16 protein-coding genes and 2 pseudogenes are annotated in these 17,481 nt (G+C 61.1%); 13 read left to right on the top strand and 5 right to left on the bottom strand.

All coding sequences use genetic code 11. The features are described 5' to 3' along the window. Nucleotides 1-113: 113 nt before the first annotated feature. Nucleotides 114-1,445 carry an IS701 family transposase gene (locus tag ACAD63_RS12045; protein WP_434032708.1) on the bottom strand — a complete coding sequence of 444 codons (1,332 nt, stop codon included), beginning with the start codon at nt 1,443-1,445 and terminating at the stop codon, nt 114-116. Nucleotides 1,446-1,961: 516 nt separating this feature from the next. Further along, nucleotides 1,962-2,840, bottom strand: a complete 879-nt coding sequence (locus tag ACAD63_RS12040) for a LysR substrate-binding domain-containing protein (RefSeq protein ID WP_434032707.1) — start codon at nt 2,838-2,840, stop codon at nt 1,962-1,964. 125 nt (nt 2,841-2,965) lie between these two features. On the opposite strand from ACAD63_RS12040, the gene argH reads away from it, so the two are divergent. From argH to ACAD63_RS12000, 8 genes are all read left to right on the top strand, one after another. Then, complete coding sequence (argH, locus tag ACAD63_RS12035) at nt 2,966-4,465, top strand: argininosuccinate lyase (RefSeq protein WP_434032706.1); 1,500 nt, start codon at nt 2,966-2,968, stop codon at nt 4,463-4,465. 29 nt (nt 4,466-4,494) lie between these two features. Beyond that, entirely contained in the window at nt 4,495-5,463 is a 969-nt protein-coding gene (locus ACAD63_RS12030; protein WP_434032705.1) for a Bug family tripartite tricarboxylate transporter substrate binding protein, read from the top strand. Between the two features lie 240 nt (nt 5,464-5,703). After that, the gene (locus ACAD63_RS12025) at nt 5,704-6,174 is read left to right on the top strand and encodes a RidA family protein (protein WP_434032704.1); all 471 of its coding nucleotides are present in this window, start codon (nt 5,704-5,706) and stop codon (nt 6,172-6,174) included. Between the two features lie 1,025 nt (nt 6,175-7,199). Further along, nucleotides 7,200-7,568 carry a hypothetical protein gene (locus tag ACAD63_RS12020; protein WP_434032703.1) on the top strand — a complete coding sequence of 123 codons (369 nt, stop codon included), beginning with the start codon at nt 7,200-7,202 and terminating at the stop codon, nt 7,566-7,568. Further along, nucleotides 7,565-7,825, top strand: a complete 261-nt coding sequence (locus ACAD63_RS12015) for a hypothetical protein (protein ID WP_434032702.1) — start codon at nt 7,565-7,567, stop codon at nt 7,823-7,825. The genes ACAD63_RS12020 and ACAD63_RS12015 overlap by 4 nt, the downstream gene beginning before the upstream one ends. Before the next feature lie 98 nt (nt 7,826-7,923). Next, entirely contained in the window at nt 7,924-8,205 is a 282-nt protein-coding gene (locus tag ACAD63_RS12010) for a hypothetical protein (protein WP_434032701.1), read from the top strand. An 81-nt stretch (nt 8,206-8,286) separates the two neighbouring features. Beyond that, nucleotides 8,287-8,610 (top strand): nucleotidyltransferase family protein, encoded by a 324-nt coding sequence (locus tag ACAD63_RS12005; protein ID WP_434032700.1) that lies wholly within the window; start codon nt 8,287-8,289, stop codon nt 8,608-8,610. Nucleotides 8,611-8,656: 46 nt separating this feature from the next. Further along, nucleotides 8,657-8,896 carry a hypothetical protein gene (locus ACAD63_RS12000; protein WP_434032699.1) on the top strand — a complete coding sequence of 80 codons (240 nt, stop codon included), beginning with the start codon at nt 8,657-8,659 and terminating at the stop codon, nt 8,894-8,896. A gap of 61 nt (nt 8,897-8,957) precedes the next feature. On the opposite strand, the gene ACAD63_RS11995 is transcribed toward ACAD63_RS12000, so the two are convergent. Then, nucleotides 8,958-9,479, bottom strand: a complete 522-nt coding sequence (locus ACAD63_RS11995) for a DUF6998 domain-containing protein (RefSeq protein WP_434032698.1) — start codon at nt 9,477-9,479, stop codon at nt 8,958-8,960. 138 nt (nt 9,480-9,617) lie between these two features. Then, nucleotides 9,618-10,697, bottom strand: a complete 1,080-nt coding sequence (locus tag ACAD63_RS11990) for a hypothetical protein (protein ID WP_434032697.1) — start codon at nt 10,695-10,697, stop codon at nt 9,618-9,620. A gap of 198 nt (nt 10,698-10,895) precedes the next feature. On the opposite strand from ACAD63_RS11990, the gene ACAD63_RS11985 reads away from it, so the two are divergent. From ACAD63_RS11985 to ACAD63_RS11965, 5 genes and pseudogenes are all read left to right on the top strand, one after another. Then, complete coding sequence (locus ACAD63_RS11985; protein WP_434032696.1) at nt 10,896-11,897, top strand: competence protein CoiA family protein; 1,002 nt, start codon at nt 10,896-10,898, stop codon at nt 11,895-11,897. 164 nt (nt 11,898-12,061) lie between these two features. Next, nucleotides 12,062-13,192: a DUF3800 domain-containing protein gene (locus ACAD63_RS11980; RefSeq protein WP_434032695.1), complete on the top strand. Its 1,131-nt coding sequence runs from the start codon at nt 12,062-12,064 to the stop codon at nt 13,190-13,192. 1,155 nt (nt 13,193-14,347) lie between these two features. Next, nucleotides 14,348-14,704 (top strand): hypothetical protein, encoded by a 357-nt coding sequence (locus ACAD63_RS11975; RefSeq protein WP_434032694.1) that lies wholly within the window; start codon nt 14,348-14,350, stop codon nt 14,702-14,704. Nucleotides 14,705-16,081: 1,377 nt separating this feature from the next. Continuing rightward, a complete protein-coding gene (locus ACAD63_RS11970; protein WP_133096763.1) occupies nt 16,082-16,348 on the top strand; it encodes a DUF4148 domain-containing protein in 267 nt (88 codons plus the stop codon). 203 nt (nt 16,349-16,551) lie between these two features. Further along, nucleotides 16,552-16,733: pseudogene (locus tag ACAD63_RS11965) on the top strand (ISKra4-like element ISBte1 family transposase); the annotation flags it as partial. A 384-nt stretch (nt 16,734-17,117) separates the two neighbouring features. Here ACAD63_RS11965 and ACAD63_RS11960 read toward each other — a convergent pair. Next, nucleotides 17,118-17,408 (bottom strand): annotated as a pseudogene (locus tag ACAD63_RS11960) (integrase core domain-containing protein); the annotation flags it as partial. Nucleotides 17,409-17,481: the final 73 nt, after the last annotated feature.

Below are 17,481 nucleotides of genomic sequence, written 5' to 3'. Positions count from 1 at the left end.
TTCCGCTTGCGGGGGATAGGCGCCTGCATCGCTAATCTTACTGTGTCACAAATGTGATCGATCAGCCGGACGCGCAACACGGGCAGAGCCCAAGGCTGCGCATCAGGTAGAAGCTAAGTTGATGACGGAGTGTTGTGATTGAATTCGTCACGTGTCGCTGCGCGCGCTGGGCTGCCACGGGGGATGTAATCCGCGGGAAGCGCAGGTATCTGGCGTTCGAGGAAGTTTTTTTTATTCCCTTCGGACTTGTCTGCAGCGAGTCGTTCGGCCATCAGGAAGCCATAGGCCGCGATACTCAGCGTTGCATGATGGTGGAATCCGCGCCAGCCCCGGCCTTCGTAGTGACCAAGGCCGAGGTCTTGTTTCAAGTCCTGGTAATCGCGCTCAATACGCCAACGCATTTTGGTCACGAACACCAGTTGTTCTATCAGCGCTTCGGCTGGTGCCGTGGACAAGAAGTATTTGGTTGGCTCCGCTTCGCCCTGCGGCCACTCAACCAGCAACCACTCTTCGTCACGCAAGGTGCTGCGCCAATAGTCTCGATGCGCCGGGCGAACCCGCACGGCCGCAAATCGCGATGAAAGGGCCGTATTGGTGCCTTCCCGCCAAGTCACCACCTGGTACGCGCTCGCGGGTAATGCCATCGCCAGAGTCTTCGCCGAAACCGGTTCATGGCCTGGTGCGCGACGCAGCAACTTCGGCGGCCTACCCGGACCGCTTGCTGGTTTGGCCGGCAGTGGCGAGACTCCCTGCGGCCACACCGTCGTCGCGGATCGAATCCCGACGGCGTAGAGGAGACCCAGCTCGGTTAGGCTTTCGCGAAAGCCGGTTTCGTCGCCATATGCAGCATCGGCCAGCACGACACCGGCGGGCACGCCGGCTGCGATCGCCTCACGAACTTGTGCCAGCGCAATCTCCGGCTTGGTGGCGAACGCGATATCGTCTGGCACGCCGGCTTTTTCGCGGCGAGTCGCATCGTCGGCCCATTCCTTGGGCAAATAAAGCTGATAGGCAATCGGAAGGCTGCCTTGCTCTGTGGTCAGCGACAGGCTGACCGCCACCTGGCAATTGTCCTGTTTGCCAAGCTGGCCGCAATATTGGCGCGCCACGCCAACCGAATGTTTGCCCTTCTTGGGGAAACCCGTGTCATCGATGATCCAATAGCGACCGCTGGGTGCTTCCAGGAAAGGCTGGACCCAGTCCCGGACACGGCTTAACAACGCCGCATCCGACCAATCGGATTTGGAGACAAAGTGGTGCAGTGCTTGATGCCGGGCACTGGCATGTAGTGGGTCAACCCGCGCTGCCATCGGTTCGACGCTCTTGCGCGACAACGGCAGCATCAGGCCAGTGCAGTAGCTCTCCAAGCCGGCCCGGCGATCTGCGTGTCCCAATCCCTCAGCCAAGTAGCTCATGTAATCCGCAAATCGGTCACGTGTGCTCATGCACTTCCACATTGAATGAAGAAGTCCATATAATGCACAAATTTTTATGACACAGTAAGACTAAGTACCTGAAAGGAAACAACTTGGGCTCTGAGCACGATGGCAAAGCTCTCGTGTGAGGAGCCGGAATTCGTCAGACTGCGTTTTCCGAAAAATCAATGACTTAACAGCTAATTCCGTCGCCGCTCGGCCGTCTTAAAACCGGAATTTGCTGGACTGCCCTGACGAGAAGCACGAATTAGCTGGACTGCGCTGCACGCGCCTTTTGCTATGCGTCTCCTGCTTCAGGATATCGGCGCGAACTGTTCGGCGCCAAGAACGAAGCGCGTGATGCGGGCTAGCTCGGGCTGTTCAACGAGGCCGAAGCACTCACCGCCAACGCCCCGGCAACGTGTATTCCCTTGGCCTGGATTGCCGCGCAGGCGCTTTATGTGCTGGCGGACGGCGGGACGTCGGCGGCCAGTGGTGCGGTGTATCGCGTCGATGCGACGGTCGGCTGCAGCAAGCCGCCCTCGGTCACACGGCGTCGAAGGCTGCTCGCATGCAGGCGGCGAAATAGTTGACGTGCGTGTCGCGTGGTGCCAGTTGCGCGCGCAGCATGTAGCTCCTGAACGGGATATCGGGCTTGAACAGGATGGCGACCACGCCCGGGAACTTCATCGTCCGGCTGACGATGGGGTTCACCAGGCTCACGCCAAGGCCTTCGCTGACCATTCTGCAGATCGTCGCGGCGAAGGGCGTTTCGAGCGCCATGATGCGGTCGCCGTCACGGAACACGGCATCGATCGCACGCCGTGACGTATTTCCGCCGGGCAGGGAAATAAAGCGCTCGCCGGCCAAGTCTTCCGGGACGAGCTGCTTCTTCTTCGCCAGCCGGTGACGCGCCGGCACGACACACACGGCGCTTTCGGTGTGTATGACCGACGCCACGACACCCGGCTTGTCGGAGATGTTGGAAACAAAGCCGATGTCGCAGTGCTGCGTGGCGATCCAGTTGGCGATCACATAGGACTCGCTGGTGTCGCAGACGATGCGTACGTGTGGGTATTTTTCGCTGAAGCGCCGGACTGCCTGCGGCAACACGCTCAGCGATATCGACGCGGCGGCCGCCACGCGCAGCGTGCCGACGCCGACGTCGCGGATGGCGCGCGCCGAGTCGCTCAGGCTGTCCAGTCCGACGAAGGCACGCTCCACTTCCTTGAACAACGCCTCGCCACCCTTGGTCGCCACCACGCGTCCCGGCAGCCGGTCGAACAGCTCGAAGCCGAGCTCCGCTTCAAGCTTGCCGATGACGCGGCTCACGTTCGGTTGTGACGTATGCAGCTGCTTGGCCGCGACGGTCATGGAGCCGGTCAGCATAACGGTGCGGAAGGTTTCGATCTGCTTGAAGTTCATGCCGGCAATGGTACAGGCATTCCTGGATGCCCATATCAAAAATGCATGCACCCCCGTGAAACTGTCATTTGACCGGTATGTCGCTGGCTTCCATACTGGGTTCACCACACAAAGTATCCGAAACCATGGAATCGAAAGTCAGCCGCCGGCTCAACGAGCCGCTTGCCCAGGAAATCTGCGAGCACATCTACGGTCCGCGCCTTGCGCGCGACTTCACGAGACAATTCGCCTACCTCACCGAGGTGAACCAGGCGCACCTGTTGATGCTGCACAAGACCGGCCTGGTGTCTCCGGAAGTCGCACGGCAGCTGGCAGGCGGCCTGCAGCAGATGGAGGCCGAGGGGCCCGACGCGGTGACGCTGGATCCCGCCCGCGAGGATCCGTACTTCAACTATGAAGCCCGGCTAATGGAAGTGAGCGGCCGGGACATCGGCGGACGCCTGCACATGGCGCGCAGCCGGAACGACATCGCCGCCACCATCGACCGGATGCGCGCCCGCAACATCGTCCTCGACACCATCGAGGCGCTGGGCAGCGTTCGCAGGGTGGCGCTGCAACGCGCAGGTGAATTCGCCGATGCCGTCATGCCGGGCTACACGCACCTGCAGCCCGCGCAGCCCATCACGTTCGGCTTCTACCTGAGCGCTGTGGCCGAGACGCTGGGCCGGGACATGGACCGGCTGCATGCGGTTTTGGCGCGGATCGACGCCATGCCGCTGGGTGCAGGCGCGCTGGCCGGTACGCGGTTCCCGATCGACAGGCAAGTCACCGCGACCGCGCTCGGCTTCGGTTCGCTGGTCCACAACACGCTGGATGCAGTGGCGTCACGCGACTTCGCATGGGAGGCCATGTCCGCCATGACCATCGTCGCACTGACATGGGGGCGGGTGGCGCAGGACTTCTACGTGTGGTCCACGCCGGAGTTCGGCCTGCTGTCCTTCCCCGACCGCGTGGCGAGTACCTCGAGCATCATGCCGCAGAAGAAGAACCCCGCCGTGCTCGAATACCTGCGCGGCAAGAGCGCCCATGTCGTCGGGCTGCTGACGACCGCGCTGATTGCGGTCAAGGGCACCCACTTCACGCACACCGGCGACAGCAGCCGCGAGAGCATCCGCAGCTTCTGGGAGTGCTGCGAAGAAACGGCGCGCTGCCTCGCGCTGTTCAAGCTGGTCGTCGGCAGCGTCGAGCCGAAGCGGCAATCCATGCTGCAGCGGGTCAGGTTCGACTTTTCCGTGGCCACCGACCTGGCCGACGGGCTCGTTGCCGACGCGGGACTGTCGTTCCGCGACGCCCACCACGTCGTGGGTGGCCTGGTGCGCATGGCCCTGGATGCCGGCCAGTCCGCCGGCGAAGTGACCAGCACCATGCTCGACCGCGCGGCGGTGGACGTCATCGGTCGCGCGATCGAATGGCCGGAAGCCAAGCTGCGCCAGTACCTGGACCCCGTCGAGAGCATCAACTCGCGCGGCAACGGCGGTCCTGCGCCGGCGGAGGTGGCCCTTGCCATCGAGCGCCAACGCGCTCATCTTGAAGCCGTGCTGGCTTCGGTGACGTCGACACGGCGGTGCCTCGATGCGGCGCGGGGCCAGATGAAGCGCGATATCGCCGCGCTGGCAGCGGCCTGATCCATCCATCCTCTTCCTGCCCAAACACCATGAAGCTCATCGCCAAGTTACTGATTGCGGCCGTTAGCGCTGCTTGCGTTGCCCCAGGCGCGTCCGCCGCGTATCCGGACAAGCCGGTCCGCCTCATCGTTCCGTTCCCGGCGGGAGGCACCGTCAACCTGATCGGCCGAGTGCTGGCGCAGCGCCTTTCCGAGACGCTGGGCCAGCAGGTCATCGTGGAGAACAAGCCCGGTGCGGGCGGCACGCTGGGTGCGGACCTGGTCGCCAAGTCGCCGCCTGACGGCTATACGCTGCTGCTCGCGTCTTCGGGCCACCAGTCCATCCACCCGCTGATCTACAAGAGGCTGCCGTACGACGCGAACAAGGACTTTGTGCAGGTGGCACTGTTTGCCGCCGTGCCGAACGTTCTGGTGGTCTCGAACAAGGTGCCGGCGAAGACCGTCAAGGATTTCGTCGCCTATGCCAAATCCGGCGGCAAGCCGCTGTTCATGGGCTCCGCCGGCAACGGCAGCGTCAACCAGATGGTCGGCGAGCTGTTCCAGCACAAGACCGGCACCAGCTTCGAGCATGTGCCGTTCAAGGGCGCGGGCCCGGCGGCGGTTGACCTCATGGCGGGGCAGATCGACCTGATGTTCGTCAACCTGCCCAATGTCCTGCCGCAAATCCAGGGCGGGAAGATGCGCGCCCTGGCAGTCGCGAGTTCGCGGCGGGTGGCTTCGTTGCCGGACGTTCCCACCATGGCGGAGGCCGGCATCCCTGACTTGGTAGTCGACTCCTGGTCCGGCGTGCTGGCGCCGGCGGGAACGCCCAAGGCCATCGTCGACCGGCTGTCGATCGAGATCAACAAGATCGCGAAAGAGAAGAAAACTGCCGAGAGCCTCGCGGCCCAGGGGGCTATCCCGAAGCCCGGCACCAGCGCAGACTATGCCGCGCTGGTGCGCGTCGAGACGCAGCGCTGGAGCGAGGTGATCCGGAAGGCGAACATCACGCTGGATTGAGGCTGCCGCGGGGCGGCGTGGCATAAAAAACGGACGCTGGCGGGCTCGGCCGACAGCGTCCGCGTCGCGCTTACAAGTCAGGCCAGTTCGCCCGAAGCTGCACCACCTCGTCGTGCTGCGCCTTCAGCTATGGGGCTAGCTGCTGTGAGCGGCTGTGGCCTCACGGCGTTTGGGCTGATGATTACTGCTGCTGGCCATTCGAGCGGGCGCTGGCGTGGCAGCCAGAATGGCTAGTTGCTGATGGAATCAGCACTGGCGCTACCGCGACTGCATCCGGGCTTCAATTTAGTGACGGAAGAACACATGACAGACCGCGAACTGATCGTCCCACCGACGATGCAACGTATCGTCGAACGTACTGGCTATGTACCGGCAGTGAAAGTCGGCGCCACCGTATTTTGTGCCGGACAGATCGGGCGTACCGCCGACCTCGAAGTGGTCGCGGATCCCGAGGCGCAATTTCTGGCGTGCTGGGAAAATCTGCGCGTGGTGCTAGAAGAAGCTGGCTGCACTTTTGAGGACGTTGTCGATATGACGACGTACCACGTGCATATGAGCGCGCAGATGCACGTATTCCGTGAAGTGAAGAATCGGGTTTTCCCACGCGGCACGTGCGCATGGACTTCGATTGGCGTGTCCGAGCTCGCGCATCCGGGCTTGCTGGTTGAGATCAAGTGTGTGGCCGTGAAGCGAGATGCGACTGCAAGGTGACCACGCTAATGGCGGAGATGTGCCATTGATGGAAGGGTCGGCAACAGTCAATGCCTCGTTGAGGCTCGGTCGTCGCCTGCGAGCTCCGAAGACGACATAGGCTGGTTGCCCGCGTAGGGGCGCGACCGTTTCACCCCAGTAGGCGAAATGCCCGCGGCGACGGCCATCCTTACGTGACGCAACGACTCTGAGAGTTGCGCGCCCTGCCACCCAATCCACGGCAGCGACACCTGCGGCAGTCCCGCCAGGCCAGCAGGGCACTTCCGCCTCCATGGGCCGGCCCGCGGGAAAACCGCACACCGGGTTCGGAGGGAGGAGACGGCGCTCGCCGTTTCCTCCCCCTATCGCATCAATCCGTTCGCCTCCACCCAAGCCCGCAGGCGGGTAACGCAACTACTGCCTCCTCGCGCGTGCGGCATAACACCACGGCGTCATCCGCGTAGCGCACCGCCTGCCGCATTTCTGCGTCAAGCTCGTGCAGGTAGAGGTTGGCCAACAGAGGGCTTCGCACAGACCGCCGACGACTACACTGCGCTGCAGTGGAACATGCCGGCTGAGCCCCACTGAATCTTGCGTCTCACGCTGCGACTCTGAGGGGCGTCGTTAGAAGACAGCTGGCGAACGACTATGTCTGTCACCCTGAAGCAGCCGCGCCCACATCAGCTGCACGGCAGTCCAGCTAATTCCGGATTTCTAGGTCTAGCGAAAGCGCGCGTAGTTCGGCTAATTCCGGTTTCCTACATCTCGGACCATCTGGCAAACGACGGCGCCCGGCGGCCCCTGTCGTTTGCCACCACAACGTAGAGTCGAAGTCCTTTTGCTTCAACGACTTACCAAAACTCTCGCCATCTCGCCCGGCAGCCGTTCGCCACAAAGTCCCAGACTTCTCCTATTGTTTGCCAACTCGTCCTAGAGTGCTCGAAGCCACATGACCGGCACCCTACCGATGGGGGGTGCACAGGGAGCACGCAGCCGTGCGGAAATCCGCCAAGAGCAAAACGCCTTATGGCATTTTCGGAGGGAACATGGGTGAAGCCAGACGTCGTGGTAGTCGCGATCAGCGTGTGGGTGCCGCTGTGTCATCGCAGCCCACGCCTGAAACCATACGGGCCAGCATGGGCTTCCCGGAGTCGTGCAAGTTCGTGGGATATGTTGTGCACCTTCCCGACAGCGACGAATTTGTCGCCAGTGCCAGCGAGCCACGGCCCGGTGTCATGTTCTACGAGTACGCGGTCACCCCGGGCCTTGCCAAGGTCTATCCTCATCACCGCGCGGCGCTCAAGATTGCTGACGGCATCCAGAAACATCGAACGGTCGTCGCCTACCTCTTTGATCACGGCACCCAGTGGCTGGTTGGCTTTCAGGGCCGCGAGCCCGAACGGCAAATAGCTTGAAAGAAAACGCCCACATGGGCACCAGGCGCACCACGCGCCCCGCACCGGCCGGCAGCCGAAAGGAAACGGAGCCGATGGGCCAGAAACGTGGTTGGATCGTGCGCGATGGCAATGCCTATCTGTACCCCGCTGGGGGCGACGTCGGCTTCACCACCGAGCTGAGCGAGGCCGGTGCCTTCGATTCTCGCGAGGAGGCAGAAATGGCGGCGCAGGACCACTGCGACCGGGGCTACGTCATCCTGCGCGACCCGCGCTGAGGTGAGCTTCTGATATCCGAACCAAGGCGTTCTGATATCAGAATGCCGACTGACAAGCAGCAAGAGTCGACAACATTACACCTCAGGATGGGAGCCGCATGAAACGAATCACAGCATTGCTTTCGATACTCTGGCTAATGGGATGCCAAACGCAGCCAGTCGACACGCAGCTTGCCGGAGACTCCGCAATCAGTCGTGTGGAAAACTGCGTGTGTTATGCCAGCGTCGAAGGCCAAAAGCTCAAGCCTTGGGAGTATGGCTGGAATGATCCTGCGAAGCTGCGGACGCAAATAGCACGATGTACTTGCCAGGCAGATATTGATGTCAAGAATGTCCGCGATCCGAGCCGCTACGTTACCCCAGGCACCGTGCTCAAATAGCGACTTTGCTGATTCAGCCGTCCGTCCGGCCATCGAGGAGGGTGTTGCCGCAACTCTTCCCCGTTTCGGTAAAGTACATCCATGGACATTGACGAGATTCGCAGCATAGTTGCCGCCTGGGCCGAGACGCAGCCGCTCGTGGTCAAGGTTTGGCTATTTGGAAGCCGTGTCCGGGGGACAGAACGCCCGGATAGCGATATCGACATCGCGGTTGAGGTTCGGAGGCAGCCAGGCGACACGTCTGCGTGGACAACCTTCATTTTCGAAAAAGACGGACTGCGAGCCTCCATCCAGTCGCTCGTGCCAATGCCGGTCCAGTTGGAATGGTACGGCGGGGAAGTCGAAACACCTACGGTACATGCTGCACTACAAGAAAGCTCTATGCTGGTTTACGAAGTCGTGTAGAGACTTTCTATGGCAGCGCCAAAATTGCTGTGCGCAATGCCAGCCAATGGCCACCTTGGACCGCTATCAGGAGGTCGGAATGCTCGACGGAGAAGAGTGGAAAGCGCAGGTGGTGGCGAGCGGCGTGACGTTGTGCCCGGCGTGCCGGTCACACAATTTGACCATGGGCGCTTGCGCTGTGGGGGCGCTGACCGTGCACCAGGAGTATGTGTGCGAGGATTGCCACTATGAATTCAGCGCGCTGTTTGGCCTAGTCGGCTGCTATCCGGGCCAACTCGCGCAATGACTGGGAAAACGCCCCTGAGGCAGTGTCGGAAGGCGATGCTGCTGGCACTCAACGTCTGAATTCACCGGCCTGGCGCGGCTTGCCGCGACAGGCCCGGTGCACTGATGGGTAGGGCCTCGACTGGACGTTTCCAGCGTAGCGACCCGATGGACTTAAACTTCGACACCCCAAGAGCCCCTCTCTCATTGCGTGACTTGGAGCCGGGTTCGGTGAGCGCGGAGACTACGGCGTCACGAGGTGCCTCATAAATTGCAGTGGCCTCGAAATCCCCATCGAGGAGAACAAGCAAGACAGCGTCGAAATCTTTCTCGACGTCGATGGCCCCCATTCGTTGGCCGGGCTTACTACCTTCAAGCACGCACCGTCCTTTGATTTGAAGCCGGACCGGCTGACCATCGCGAACTTCGATGGCATCGTAGCCAGCTTGGCGCGCGGCAGTGAGTTCTACACCGAGAATACGTGCGGCCTCATATTCGGCGACTTCACCGGTGATGCCCAACGGCTTGCCCGTAAGCAGCCGATAGCGCTGCGCGAGTTTCTTTGCCTCCGCCAAAATTGCGAGGACGGGATCAGTAGTCATCATGAGGACCAACGTAGAGATAACCGGCCCGAGCTGGATTGCCGGCTAAGGGTCCAGCGACAGAAGGGAGCGGGGTTAAGCGCCATGTTTTTACGTAATGCTGATGCTCGCCAGTGCAACAGCTTTCAAGCTGACCGCGAATCACTGAGTGCTCCGGTACCGTTTGTCATTCACCCAGCGGTATCGGTTCGGATCTTCCGTCAGCAGGAAAGCCTTCATGGCTTCGCGCTTCGCCTTGTCCCCTCTTAGGAAGATGCCTCGCAGATCCGAGTCGATGGTTCGCTCGCTAGCGCCGCGCTCCTCAGCCTGGGCATACCAGTTGCGGGCTTCGCCAAAGTTACCCATTTCCATATGCACGGCGCCGAGCAGGGTGCATGGACGGAAGTCCTGCGGCTGTAACGCATGTCCCTGCTCGCCCAGCTGGCAAGCGTCGTTCAGCCGGCCCATGTCGCGCATGACGCCGCCACGCGTGGTGCACATGGCTGCCTTGGTCTTGGGGTTTTTGAGACGGTTGGCCGGCACGCTGTCGAGCAGTTCGAGCGCCGCATCCGTCTGATTACATTTACGATAGTGGCCGCTGGCATTGACCGCGTTCCAAGGGTCTTGGGTGCGACGGTACTCGTCAGCGAAGAACTCGGCCTCGCGCAGGTGGTGGGCAAACTGCAACTCTTCCGTAAAGTGCTCCTTTGCCGCGGTAGTGAGCCAGATAAAGTCGTCGACGGTCAGGCGATTGCCAGAGTCGATACGCTTGAGGATGTCCATCATGCGTCCGAACAGTGGCTGTTCAATGAAGTCCATCCCGTACCTTCTCCGTAGGGCTTGGTTCTCCATCCTAGCTATGTATTTGGGATCGCTCTCGCGGACTTTGCGGGCGAGTTCCGCTGCCTCGCACTGGCGCTTGTATCGCGCCGCCCACTCCGCCTCTCGAGCCACAAGTTCGGCTTCCTTTGTCTCGCGCGCTGCTTCGGCGGCTTGCATCCGGGCTTGCAGTTCGAGGCTTGAGGCCGCAATGAAGGCCTCATAGGTGATCTGGCCGGTCGCCAATAGGTGCAGCCCGATAAGGTTCTGGTCCTGCAGGAACTTCAGGGACAGTTCCGTGAGCGGTCGCCCATGATGCATGCTGTTTAGGATATTGCTGAGGCGGGTTGCCGGGATGGTCGCGCCGGCGATGTCGCTCACGCAGAAGTGACGGGCGATGTCGAAGAGGGTCGAAATGCTCATAAGCGGTGGTTGACACCTCCCTCAGTCCCTGGTGGTTCCGAGAAGGCATTTTTGTCTTCGCCCCATACTGTCTGCCGGGCAGAGGCGGAGACTACCCCACTTTGGTGGGGTGAGTTCTTCAACTTGTTTGCCAGCGCGCTTGCTGCTAGACATGCCCGCAAGCCAATAGAATCTTTGCACTGACAAAGCCTCTGCCGCATGGAATCCGAACCGACCCGACCCTCTGCATTGCAAGACAATCTGGCATACCCGCCCGAACTCTTCCTGCATCGCGGCGACATGCTGGTGTGGGCGCTTGATGGAAGCAGCGGGCTTCGCTACGTCGACCACGTCCCCAATGGCAAAGCGTGCGGCTGCTTCTGCCCGGCGTGCAGAGAACCATTGATAGCGCGGCATGGGCAGATCCTGGCTCACTCCTTCGCCCATGATTCCGGCGCTGAGTGCCGGTGGGCGCATGAGGCGATCCTTCATCACATCGCCAAACACCTAATCGAAAAAGGGGGCGTGTTTGCGGTACCTCCGCGCCACGTAGTCGTGCGTCGCGAAGGCCCCATCCGGCCAATCGTCCAAGAGACGAGGAGCGCCGCCGCAATCGTAAGACCCGATTCAGTGGGGCTCGAAAACATCCTCTTCAAGCATCGCCCGGACATTGTTCTGCGGATCGGAGAGCGCCGCCTGTTGGTCGAGATCGCCGTTCGAAACAAGGTCAGCAGCGAAAAACGGGCGCAACTGACAGCACGCGGGTATGCAGCAGTCGAAATTGACCTGACACGGGACCGGCCTGAGACCGTCGGCGATCTCGCAGCCATCCTTTTCGATGATGATTCCCGAAAGCAGTGGCTGGTCAACGGCAAGCTCGATCTGGAGCGCGAGCGACTCGAGCAGGCGTGCGAGACCGCGTTCCAGGAGCAGGTGCGCGAATACGCCGAGTGTGAAGAGGCGAAACGTGTCGCCCGGTCTCCCGTTGCGCAGCTCGTGCGAACTGTGCCTGCAGACGCGACGCGTTTTAGAACCCCTGACGGCTCACTCTGGATCCGATTTGTCGCCAGCAATGAAGTGCTGATCGTCGTCGAGGACGGAGCGCGGGACTTATTGGGTGAACTGCGGATGATCGCGACCATGCGCGCCGACAACGCGTTTCAAGTCTCCAAGTCGACGTGGGTTCGTCTTCAACGCACCTATGGCGCCACCCCAGTGTAGGAAGCCGGATTTAGCTGGACTACGTGCGCTTTTGCTGGATTGCTGCGCAGCAGATGCAGGCGCTCGCTGCTCGAAGGTGATGATGAACAGCCGCAACACTATGCGCGCCCATTCCTTACAGATACAGTGTGTCTTTCCCCTGCAAACCATTGGAAGATGTCGGTATGGCCGATAACACCCTGCACCTAGTCGATGCCCTCCACGGAGAAAAGGACGCCGCCCCTGCAGAGATGGACCCTGCGGAGAAAAAGCGCCTCAAACTGGAGAATGAGAAGAAGAGCCTCCTCGCCTCGTTGGCTGGTGGCGACTTCTCCGACCAGCGCACGCGGGTGGCGATGATTCTGAACCTGTACCCGCAGTCAAGAAACAGCGATGTCGTACTGGCACTAAAGTATTGGGAAACCTTCAACGCGGACGTCTACAACCCAGCCGGCATCCTGCCAGCTGACTTGTTCAAGCTTGAACGCATCCCGCTCCTCGCCCGCGCACGTGCGAAGATCCAGAACGAGTATGGCTTATTTCAGGCCGACGACGGCGTGCGAAAACGTCGCAAGAACCGCGAGGAAGAGATGTTCGCGGCGGTGATCAACGACGTGGCTCCAACGCCGACGATCAACGTCTATGCCGATGAGACTGGGAAAAATGCGGCGTACGTTATTGTTGGCGCGGTCTGGGTCCTCAATGGGCGCGCGGTTTGGGAGGTGACCGACGCCATTGAGAAGTGGCGCAAGACCTCGGCATGGGCGACGCGGGAAATCCACTTTGCCCGGTTCGGCAAGGGTGACATGGCCACGCTTCTCGAATACCTCGACACCATTCAGGCCCACCGAGAATTCCTCAGCTTCAAACTCATAGCCTTTGAGCGAGCGCGCACGAGACGAAGCATCGAAGAAGTGGTCGCGAAATTGCACGAGCACATGCTGTCGCAGGGTCTCCGACATGAAGTTGAGAATCGACGCGTTGCCCTACCCCGCGATGTGCGCGTGACGCTTGATGAGGAACAGTCGCTTGACGGTATTGCGCTGGCGGAGATGAAGAATGCCCTCGCTGCACACTTCCAGCGAGACTTCCCGGAGCAGGCAACCATCTCCGAGATCGCCACCATTTCGTCGCGGAAGAGTCCGCTGGTGCAGTTGGCCGATTTGATCGCCGGCGCGGCTAATCGTCGGCTCAATCCGCAGCCGGAGCGGAACCATAAGGACGAGATGGCAGACGCAGTGCTAGAACGCCTCGGCTTGGTGATGCGACAGGACGAGATTCCTGGCCTCGATGCCGCGGCCATGTTCGTCCTCTAACTTCGCCCCTTACCACTTCATTTGGGGCCTGTGGCGCCCGACTCGTCGCAGATCCGATCCGGTAACATCATGGATAGATGGCTGAGCGAGGATGGTTCTATGGTCGAAACGCCGGCGCGCTGGTTGTCCAGCATCGGGCTAGCTGAGCGACCAGCGCCTGCACAGGCCCTGACGAAGCGTCCCCACGGTGGCGGAAAAATGGAGAACTGAACGTGCAACGCGAATGTCCTGCCGCATGCAACGGCAAACAAGCAAGTCGCCAACATGATCTCTCAACTGGGCAGCTCGAGGGGATTTCTGCTGCCGCGCAGGTCGTCATAGAGTCTGCCGGGGGAGGCATGCGGTGCAACTACTGCGGTTGCGTATATGTCGCGCGAGGCAGCCAGCGGGAAAAGCTGGGATTCCTCGATGATGGTGTGATGGGGCCAGGCTGGCACTCGAGCCGCTATCCGTAGACCCGGCAGCAAAACGGTGAGGCGGCGCGCTGCGCGCCCCTGAGAGGGTTCGACTGAACGGGCCAGCGTGCGCCGGCCCGTCATTGTCAGGTCACGATGATCCAGAGCAAGCAGCAGAGAGCCCGAAGACACGCCGCCACGTCCACCTTTACATCCACCGTCACAGTTACTTTCTTCATGATTTGGCAATCAGGAGAAAGCCTGTGGCCACAGGCAGTTAGCCTGGAGAACTTATATCCCGCCCTTGCATGGCGGCTGCACTAGCCTATCTAGAATGGCGTCGCGCACCCACCTCCGCTTGGCCCCATAGAGTCGTCCACGGGGATGCCGCATTGGCAGGCCAGCTGGTGCCCTTAAGGGTGGTGAACGGGCACCGCCACGATCACTCCATACAAGCACTTCACCTTTGAGCGGCTTCGCGTAGCCGCAACCAGGCTTCGCGGGCCTGGCGCTGTCAATATACCAGAGGAATGCCCCATCCCTCCGGGCGTCCAGACGCTCTCCCCGAGGAGCGCATCCTTCTAGATGCACGTCCCAATCTCCGGCCCCCCACCTCTACCCGGGGTTAGGCGTTGCCCGTCGCGTCGCTGACGCGTGCGCCGAGAAGGTGACCGACGGCCGGTTTACTACATACGCCGGGATGTTGGCGTTCCTGCCGGTGGCCCGGTAGCATCGAAGGTTTTCACGGGGAGACGACAGCATGGCCAACAACACTTATCCGTCCGACGCCAGGAAGCCGGTCCAGACCCTCACCTTCCTCTACAAGGGCGGCGGGATCATCTACTTCTACCTGCATCCGCAGCCAGACGCCCAACACGAGCGCGTGGCAACGGTGGAGGTGACCTACGAAATGCCGGGCTGGCCCACCGTTATCGAGACGCCCAGCGAGCAGCGTTCAGTCATGGAAGCGGGTGTGCTCGCCTTCAACCAGGCGCAGACGGAAGGCCAAGTCAACGGCAAGACCATCCAAGAGGTGTGGCTCGACGGGAACGAGTTCCTGACCAAGGCGGATCTGGAGGACATTACGGGGCGCGCGTTCCCGGTTGTGGCGAAGTGAGGCAACCGGAGAGCCGCTGTCAATACGGCCTTTTGGTTGCGCACAGAAACAGTCGTATCGAACGTCAGTCTTCACTACTGCGGGAGGGAAGCCGCAGGAACGGCTACGAGACCGGCACGACCCCGGTGGCTAAGCGATAGCCAGCGCGCTGCCGCGCGCCAAACCATCGCCGGCCCTTGGGCGCAAGGCCACCGGCTTATGAATCGGCAGCGCGCAGCGCCGGCAGGCGCTACGGCATCATTCCCCCTTCGGCCCGCGACTGCTTCCAGATTTCCCGGTCAGTCAGCTGCAGCCAAGCGAGCCAGCGCTCACGCTCATGCGAAGAGAGAGCCGGCTGCCACGCGCTTCTGCCTCCGGGGCCTGCGATCTCGAGCGGTGGACGGTTGAGCTGGAACCGAGCCTGACGTTTGATTGCATCGACCTCCTGTTGCTGCGCCGGGGTCAGGGCTTGAGCAGATGGGTGCATTTTCGCATCCGAAAGTTAGTGAACCCCCATGCTAAGCGCTGTCGCCGGGCGTTCCTGCCCAGATTTTCCTACCGATGCGACGCCCCGTGAACTGGGGGCTCTTCCGGCCCGTTGCCCGGCGTCGTGGCAGGAAGGCAACGCGTAAGTTATTGATTCAAAACAAATCTGAATCTGACGTGACTGGCAACGCTCTCGAATGAGATGACAAACGACACGCGTCGAACTGACCGTGCGCGATACCGGCCAGGGCATAGACACGAGCCAGGTGCAGGGTGTGTTCGACCGTTACTACCGAGTGGAGCGTACGGAGTGCCGCCGCCGAGATCGAGCGCAAAGCCGTCCTTGAACACCTGACCCGGGCGCAGGCAGCGCCCGGTGCCGGGTAGCGCAGCGACGGGCGGCGCGGGAACGCCGCTTGTGGGCCACGCCATGTGTCGCCGCCTGACGCGTCATGGTCCGATGCGCGGCGCCAGCAGATCAGACATCCCCCCGATGCAGCGTTTCCATCCGCACGCGATCGAGCATGGCGATGCCCACATAAGGAATCACGAATCTGTTCTTGCCACCGTCCCGCTCTTACGTCGCATGACAGCGTAACCGGTTTGCTGCTTGACCAGTTGCTCGATGGGGTGTCGGCTTTAACCATCAGAGCGTGACGCGGCTAGCTTCATCGCTTCTGCATGGATAGCCGATAGCGGGGGACAAATAGGCGCTCAATGGTGCGCCGTGACGGAAATTTGATCTTTAACGGATAAAGGCGTGAGTTCTGTTGCGCACACTACATACCAAGGACAGACAATCAGTCTGTCCGAGTCTAAACCCGTCGTGGACCGTCATGAAAATGTCGAAGTGCGCTTGCGCCGGCCCGGCTCAACCCCTCTTAATGCCTAGGAAACAGGACCTGGACCAACATGAAACCCATCACGATCTCTTCCCTCGCCGCTGCCCTGCTCTTCTCGACGCTCGCTGTCGCGGCACATGCCGCCGACGCCAGCGGTGCGGCCCTTCCCCTGACGCGCGCCGAAGTGCGTGCCGACCTTGAAGCCTGGACACGCGCAGGCCTGGCCGAGTACTGGCACGGCGATAGCGGCCCCGATGTCAACAGCGCGGAATATCAACGGCGATTTGCCGTCTATGAAAGCCTGCGGGCGGCCCAGAGAGAGGCCGCCGCACGCTGATCCGGCAAGAATGACGAGTGCCCACGGCAACTGCGCCACCCGGGGCGATGCCGTTCAGATAACCACTGTCGTTCCCGCGAAGGCAAAAACCCAGTGACTTTAAAAAGATGCTGGATTCCCGCCTGCGCGGGAATGTCATCCCGAATCGTCTACTCAACTGCTTAAGCTGCAGTGCGCAAATCATATTGAACGGAACCGTAACCGCATCGGGTTTCGTCGAATCGGCCGTCAACCAGGTGATCAGCAAGCGATTCGTCAAACGGCAACAGATGGCCTGGCAACTGCAGCGCACTGCTACAGATCCGTACGGCCGTGCTCAATGACCAGCCCCGATCATTCTGAACGGTGGTATCCCTCCATCGCCAACCACCGCTTTGCCGCTTAATCAGCCCCGGTTTGGCGCGGTCTCAAGCCGAGGCGGTGGCGATCGCCGATCGGCTCGTGGTCGCCGAGCGGGCGCAGCGCCGAACCGCCTGCGACTTGGACGCCGATCTTAGCTTCGGCAACAAGGCCTGAATGGGCCCGGGGCGTCGGTCGCGACGACGCCATGAACGACCGGCGGGTCGGCGACATTGGGGCAGCGTATCGCAACGGCCCTACATTTTTATAAATCAACGGCTTAGTCGAATAGGCCACCGGAAAGGTCATGCTCTAGGGAGGAGCGATCCTTGAAGCCGGATGCAAGCAGCGCATGGGCTGGCCGGCTGTTCCACCAAACTGAGAGCAGGGAGTTCAGTGAGGTGTTCTGTCCAGCGCGGACACGTCTGGTTCATGCTGCAGCTAGTCGACTGAGGTAGCTTGCAGCGACTTCGCCTGGCGTTCGGTACCCCAACTTCGAATGGCGCCGTTGGCGATTGTAAAAAATCTCAATGTACTCACGGACAGAGGCCATGGCTTCCATCCGGGTGGCATACCGATGGTGGTACACCAACTCTGCTTTCAGGCTGCCCCAGAAGCTTTCCATGGGCGCATTGTCGTAGCAGTTTCCCTTGCGTGACATCGAAGCCAGCATGCCGAACTGCGCTAGCAACCTGCGATAGCCGTGAGCACAGTATTGGGCGGATTCAACCGGTCGTCGCAACACCGGTTAAGCGCTCATGATAAATGTTTGCCGAACACTTCGGAAGGTGTTT

Origin of the sequence: Cupriavidus sp. a3 (genome assembly GCF_051015765.1) — a bacterium.
Lineage (GTDB): Bacteria > Pseudomonadota > Gammaproteobacteria > Burkholderiales > Burkholderiaceae > Cupriavidus > Cupriavidus oxalaticus_A.
Note: the sequence above shows the minus strand (reverse complement) of the source record. Positions and strands in the feature narration are given on the sequence as shown.